The sequence below is a fragment of the Blautia sp. SF-50 genome (assembly GCF_900101315.1).
In the GTDB taxonomy this organism is placed as follows: Bacteria; Bacillota; Clostridia; order Lachnospirales; family Lachnospiraceae; genus Blautia_A; species Blautia_A fusiformis.
This window is the reverse complement of the sequence record NZ_FMUW01000065.1, coordinates 1-5,945: the sequence shown is the minus strand read 5'-3', so window position 1 is coordinate 5,945 and position 5,945 is coordinate 1. Positions and strand designations below refer to the sequence as shown.

Here is a 5,945-nt window from a genome sequence, read left to right as displayed (position 1 = left end):
GCATACGCTTTTCAACGCATTCGAATTTTAGACTCTTTAAATCGTCAGTTCGTCCCCACTTCCGTGGATACTCACCATATACAGCTTCACTACATAATCACAGGCAACCCACACCTCTGTGAATCTTTCCTCAGCCTTACCTGTTAGGACCTGCTTTTTGCTCTTCACCCTAACTTTTGACAACCCGACAGTTCTTGCACAACTATCACGCTGTAGGGAGTTTGTGTGTGTCCCTTCCGGGCGTTACCCCTTCATTTGAACAACACCATATCAGTTGTATCAGTAGCTTTTCTTTTTACGGACGGCTACTGACCCCGCTGTCTATTCAACAAGCGGAACGTCTCGTCCGATGAAACTCATCGATATAGTACCTGGTAGATTTGATGCCACGGTTGATCGTAACTCTGTTCCATACCTGATCCTGAACGATGAGCATTCCAATCTTTTTCAGCTGCTTTCCAAGTTCTTTGATATCAAAGCAGACAATACGGTTATTCAATTCCACATTGGTTCTATGGTTAAATACTTTCAGTGATCCATTTACATAGATTTCCAACGCTGTTGCAATTCTCTGGGCCTGCGGTTCTTTCTGCTTTCTAAGACAGTCATACAGGTCACCGAGAACCGGCATATTTTCCGGTTTTGGATCTGCAAAGTACTTCTGATACACCAGTGGAAGACAGCGGTCGATCACTGATTTTTCCTCTGCTTCAATTCCATCCCTGCTTCCCATGATCAGCTCGCATAAAGACAGGACAAAATCGGATTTCACTCCAAGTGGATTGTCATCATCGGAATAATCCATATTGATATCCATCGGATTGATATAATCCTTACTGGTCGGTGAAATGTGTACGACCTGTCCGCCAAGTGCATGGACCAGTGGATAATACTCACCCTCCGGATCTCCGATGATAATGTCATCCTTCGTGACAAAGAAAGCGTTGGTGATTTCTCTTTTTGCAGCAAAGGATTTACCGGATCCAGGTGTACCAAGGATTAGTCCATTCGGGTTTTTCAGCTTTTTACGATCCACCATAATCATGTTGTTGCTGAGTGCATTTAATCCGTAATACAGGGATTCTCCTGCCATAAAAAGTTCCTGAGTGGTAAACGGTACGAAGATAGCAGTGCTGGTCGTGGTCAGTGCACGTTTGATGGGGATATGATTGACTCCCAGCGGAACACTGCTCATCAGTCCTTCTTCCTGCTGATAGTCCAGACGTTTCAGTACACAGTTGTATTTCTGTGCAATTCCGGCAGTCTGGAAGATGGCATTGTCCAGTGCCTGTTTGGTCTTTGCTGTATTTAAAAAGAGCGCTGTTACAAGGAACATACGCTCATTTCGTGACTGCAGGTCTTCTAACAGACGCTTAGCTTCTCCGCCATACGTGTTCAGATCCGATGGAATGATATCCATATCGTATCCGGCCCGGACTGCTTTTTTCTGTTCTTCGATTTTCATACGGTTGATATCCGTCACTTTGCTTTTTACCAGCTTGATTGCCTTCATCTGATCCACAGACTGGACATGCAGGTTGACGATGAGATTCTTATCAATATCCAGAAATTCTGCCAGCATTTTATCTGTAAGCTCTGGTGCCAGGATCTGTAAATAAGAGACTGCTCCGATGGTATTTCCCATACGGAATGTATTTCTGTCCTTGAATACAAAACTGGTCGGTGCCACATAATCTTTGGTATTGAGTCCAGTACGGATCATGGAACCATAATCAAACTGGAAGTCTGTCATGATATCCGGATTGAAAGTCTCATACAAAATCTGCAATCTTTCCACTCCATTCAATGGATAGGCTGGAACTCCAAGGATCTTGAAGTTGTTCAGGATATCTGATTCAATACGTTCCAGCTTTGGCTTTGCTTCCCGGATATTATCCGCTTCGATGGAAAAGGTGATATATTTTGACTTCACCAGACCGTTGTTTCCTTTTGCCAGCTGCTGTTTCAACATCTTTGCGTATTCCATACGGACATCATCAAAAGCATCCTCCTGTGGTCGGATCCGGATGACCTGCTCAAACTCCTTCATGCTGCTCTTATGGTTGATAAAGCTCAGCTGAAAATGGATACTGGCATCAAAGTAATTGAGGAAATCACACCAGTTTTCAAAGATTGCATTTTTATCTTCGTTCTGAGCCAGCTGGTAGTTGATGTCATAGAAGCGGATGCACTTAGAATACGTTTTTCCCTGTACCCTGCAGATTCCATCTCTTCCCATTTCCTTATAAGCGATCGACTGCTGAACAGACAGTTTTTTCTGCCTGCGTTTTTCCTCCTGCTTTTCCTTTTTCTTTTTCTCTTTTCTGTCTACTTTTTTGTATCCGGTATCTGCGACAGTTTTCTTATTTTTCTTTTTTCGCAACCGTTTTTCCTCCTTTCAGTTTTCCTGTATCCGGAGACTGCTTGATCTGTTCCGGATCTGTCTCATAATAGTTTTCAGTTTCATATTTTCTAACGGGTGGACGAAGAAACTTCACCCGGATCATATGCATCAGAACATCTTCCAGATGCATCCCGTCTTTTTCGTACATGGCAAATAAAAATGCCGGTAACATCAAAAGCACCATGACCGTTGCTGCATTACTATTTCCCATCACATTACGCAAGAGGAAATAGCTTGGAATTCCCATTGCAGCACCTATCCCGATACAGATCAGCTGTCTTTTGGTCAGGTTAAATGCTACTTTATTCTTTACCTTCGTTAAATCTTTCGGTACGCTGACATATGCCATGATTTTCACTCCTTCCTGTAATTTAGTGCGCGTTAAATATCGACTTACTTAAGGATGCCGTCTTAAAGAGGCTGTAACATAAGATCACCGTGTAAGCCATAACGCCAAATAATGAAGAACTCAGATTATCTGAATACTGGATACCTGCAACAAGCACTGCATAGATTGCAACGCATACCATCATCAGAAATGCCTGGAAAGCCAGGGCAAAGAGTCCTCTGAAATAATTTGTGCCGATCTGTCCCCATTCTCTGTTACTCATAGTTGCGAATGGAATCGGCGCAACTGAGGTATATAGGTAAATCTCTATCATACGTCCATACATAATCACTGTGATCAGTACAGACAGGATTCTCATACAGAAGCCGGCAATAAGGGTTTCCAGCGCCAATACAACAAGTTCTCCGATTTCCATACTTTCCAGGGTTGCGGAAAGATCCGTCAATGCTGAAGAAATATCAATGGCGGTACTTCCTGTGATAACACCGGCCGCAGAATTAACTACGTGCTGGCCCACATCGAATACCGCCATTGTGATCGTAAATGTGTTACTCACCAGATATACAGCGATCCACATTTTTACGAAGTACTTGAAAAACATCCAGGTATCAATATCATGCATGTTGTTGCGCTCGGTCAGCATAGAAATCAATTCGTAGCAGAGTACGAGTGTGATAATAATACCTGCGATCGGCATGATCACGGAATCCGATAAGTTCCGGATCATACTGAATATGTTGCCGTTCCACCCTTGCGGGGTCTGTCCAACCTGGGTAGCGATCTCACCGGTCTTTTGATTAACATCAGTAAACATCGTGTCCAGGTTGGAAGTGATCATCCCGGTTAAGAGTTCCCTCATCCATTCCTCAATCGCATCAAAAATCTGACTGAACATGGATCTCTACTCCTTTCTCTTAACCAAATAATCCACTCAGAAGCGGGATCAGCTGTGTTCCGATCAGGATAACACCACCACCGCTCATCAGCTGTTTAATTCCCTGGGATTTTGCACCCGGGTTGTCGTTTCCATAACCTTCCATCAGGTTGATTACACCCCAGACACCAAGACCGGCACCGATTGCAACGACCAGTGTCTGAAGGATATTGATTGCACTGCTAAAAAAAGCCATAATCAAATGTATGAACAAACGCTTTTCTTATGGTCTGTAAGCGTTTGGCTCTACTCCTTTCCCTTTTATTCAGACCTTTTTGTACCCTTATCAGTAGTAGCAGGGTGCTCGAATTCTTTCTTTCATATCAGTCCTCACCTTCCTCAGCTTCAATCGCTGATACATCTTCTTGTGTTACAGTTACTTCATACATTTCAAATTCTGTATCTTTCGACATCACCAGTCGGTGTGCCAGATATTTTTCGACATCAAACGCATTATTCTTATTGAAATCGGCAAGCTCTTTGTACCGTTTATGCTTTGTGATGTCATATTTGTTGCTTAAAAACGGCCGGACTCCACGAAGCTGTAAGATACATTTTTCTCCATCCATGACCGCCAGCTCATCTCTACTCATCAGTTCTTTTCCTGTCTTTTGATAGTTCAGCCCATAGGACCGGTTGCTGCCTCTGGTGTCTGATGTGTTGTAAAGATCAATGGTTTCCTTTCCCAGGGTTTCTGATATTTCTTTCAGTGTGGAACTTTCCTTTCCACCAAGGAAAAGAACAGTGTCATGAGGTAAGCTTCAGCTCATCCTTCGAAAAGGACTTGCATCCACTCCCTCCCAAACCGCACGTACACCTCTCGATGTATACGGCTTTCCGCTTATCATTTGCGGTGTTACGAATGAATTAAATTATGGCATTCGGGGCATACCACGAGTGTTTTCCGTCTCCTTTTTCGCATGAGTAATACCCACTCTGTATTTCCCTTTAAATCTTTGAGTTTCTTAACTTGGTGTATTACCAGATTTCTACAGTCTTTTTGGCATAATTCACAAGTATGACGTTCCACTCTCTGTTTGAGAGTGTTAGTTTTGGCATATCTTGAAAACTGCGGAAGCTCGCTTACATTATCAAACTTTGTAGCACATTCCTTCCGTTTATAACCATCCCTGTAGAATGTTGTTGTTTTCATTCCCTGCCTTGTTTCATACGCAACTGTAAATAATTCGTTTCTGCAATATCTCCGCTTAATCTCATGAACATTCGTCTTATACTTGCACGCAAATGTTTTATACATGCTGTATTTCATTACATTGGCAAATCTCCCTATTTTAAAGGAGTCATTCGCTATGGTGTAATAATTATATAGTCCACGGACTTCTGCATTGTATCTTGCGAGAATTTCAATATCGCTCTGGTTTACCAGTTTTCCCCTATGAAGGGCTACAAATCTCTCTTTTCCGTTTTCGTTGATTTTGATTTTCATTGCTTTGTATTCAATTAACTTACCTACCCATTTTTCGCGTGGAACGTACAGTTTAACAACTCCTGTCTGACATCTCTGAACCCTTCCGTTAGAAGCCTTCTGTAGCGTCTGCACTCTTGATACCGTAATGTCGTAACCTAGAAATCTTGCTCTGTCTCCAGTGTGCGTAACCTTTGTCTTAGTGTCTGACATTTCTAATTTCAATGCTTTTTGCAGGAATATTTTCACGTCTTTCTTGATAGCTTCTGCGTCTGCTTTGCTACCAATAACCCCGATGATAAAATCATCCGCATATCTCGTATACTGCACCCTTTTATAATTACTGTCGTTATAGACGTAAGGTGTTGTAGATTTTTCAATCATTTCCAGTTCCTTAAGATTTTTGCATCTGATTTTCTTTTCTTCGTCAGACAGACTATCCCATATCTCTCTGCCCTTTTTCCTATATCTGTATGCCTTACCGACACTGGACTTATATGCAGTAGAAAAATGTTTCTTCTTAGCTTCTGTATTGAAGTTTTCTGCATAATTTTCCATAAATTTGTCCAATTCATGAAGGTAAATATTTGCCATCACTGGACTGACTCCCGACCCCTGCGGCACTCCGCTATAGGTTCTGTTGAATGTCCATTGTTCCATATATCCTGCTTTTAGGAATTTCCATATAAGCTGGATAAACGCTTCGTCATCAATCCTCTTTTTCAAGAGGTCGATAACTACATGGTGGTCGAAACTGTCAAAACAAGCGTGTATATCTCCTTCCACAAACCAGTTCGCACCAGTAAAGGTGTTCTGTATCTGTTTCAGTGCT

General features: G+C 42.3%; 5 protein-coding genes and 2 pseudogenes. All 7 read right to left on the bottom strand.

Annotation, left to right across the window (positions count from 1 at the left end; all coding sequences use genetic code 11):
* Nucleotides 1–36 precede the first annotated feature (36 nt).
* A complete protein-coding gene (locus BLP57_RS17945; protein ID WP_156340250.1) occupies nucleotides 37–183 on the bottom strand; it encodes a hypothetical protein in 147 nt (48 codons plus the stop codon).
* 166 nt (nucleotides 184–349) lie between these two features.
* Nucleotides 350–2,383, bottom strand: a pseudogene (locus BLP57_RS17415) (VirB4-like conjugal transfer ATPase, CD1110 family); the annotation flags it as partial.
* Nucleotides 2,364–2,753 carry a PrgI family protein gene (locus tag BLP57_RS17410; protein ID WP_033126086.1) on the bottom strand — a complete coding sequence of 130 codons (390 nt, stop codon included), beginning with the start codon at nucleotides 2,751–2,753 and terminating at the stop codon, nucleotides 2,364–2,366. The gene BLP57_RS17410 and the pseudogene BLP57_RS17415, both read right to left, overlap by 20 nt.
* A gap of 22 nt (nucleotides 2,754–2,775) precedes the next feature.
* Entirely contained in the window at nucleotides 2,776–3,648 is an 873-nt protein-coding gene (locus BLP57_RS17405; protein ID WP_092073589.1) for a VirB6/TrbL-like conjugal transfer protein, CD1112 family, read from the bottom strand.
* 19 nt (nucleotides 3,649–3,667) lie between these two features.
* A complete protein-coding gene (locus BLP57_RS17400; protein WP_005334815.1) occupies nucleotides 3,668–3,883 on the bottom strand; it encodes a Maff2 family mobile element protein in 216 nt (71 codons plus the stop codon).
* A gap of 127 nt (nucleotides 3,884–4,010) precedes the next feature.
* Nucleotides 4,011–4,436 (bottom strand): annotated as a pseudogene (locus BLP57_RS17395) (TraM recognition domain-containing protein); the annotation flags it as partial.
* Between the two features lie 107 nt (nucleotides 4,437–4,543).
* The coding region (locus tag BLP57_RS17390; protein WP_092073524.1) for a reverse transcriptase/maturase family protein at nucleotides 4,544–5,945 on the bottom strand (1,402 nt) is incomplete at its 5' end.

What these genes read in the sequence shown, in the direction of transcription:
- BLP57_RS17410 (WP_033126086.1), bottom strand. Translation starts at nt 2,753, where the DNA reads ATGGCATATGTCAGCGTACCGAAAGATTTAACGAAGGTAAAGAATAAA.
- BLP57_RS17405 (WP_092073589.1), bottom strand. Translation starts at nt 3,648, where the DNA reads ATGTTCAGTCAGATTTTTGATGCGATTGAGGAATGGATGAGGGAACTC.
- BLP57_RS17400 (WP_005334815.1), bottom strand. Translation starts at nt 3,883, where the DNA reads ATGGCTTTTTTTAGCAGTGCAATCAATATCCTTCAGACACTGGTCGTT.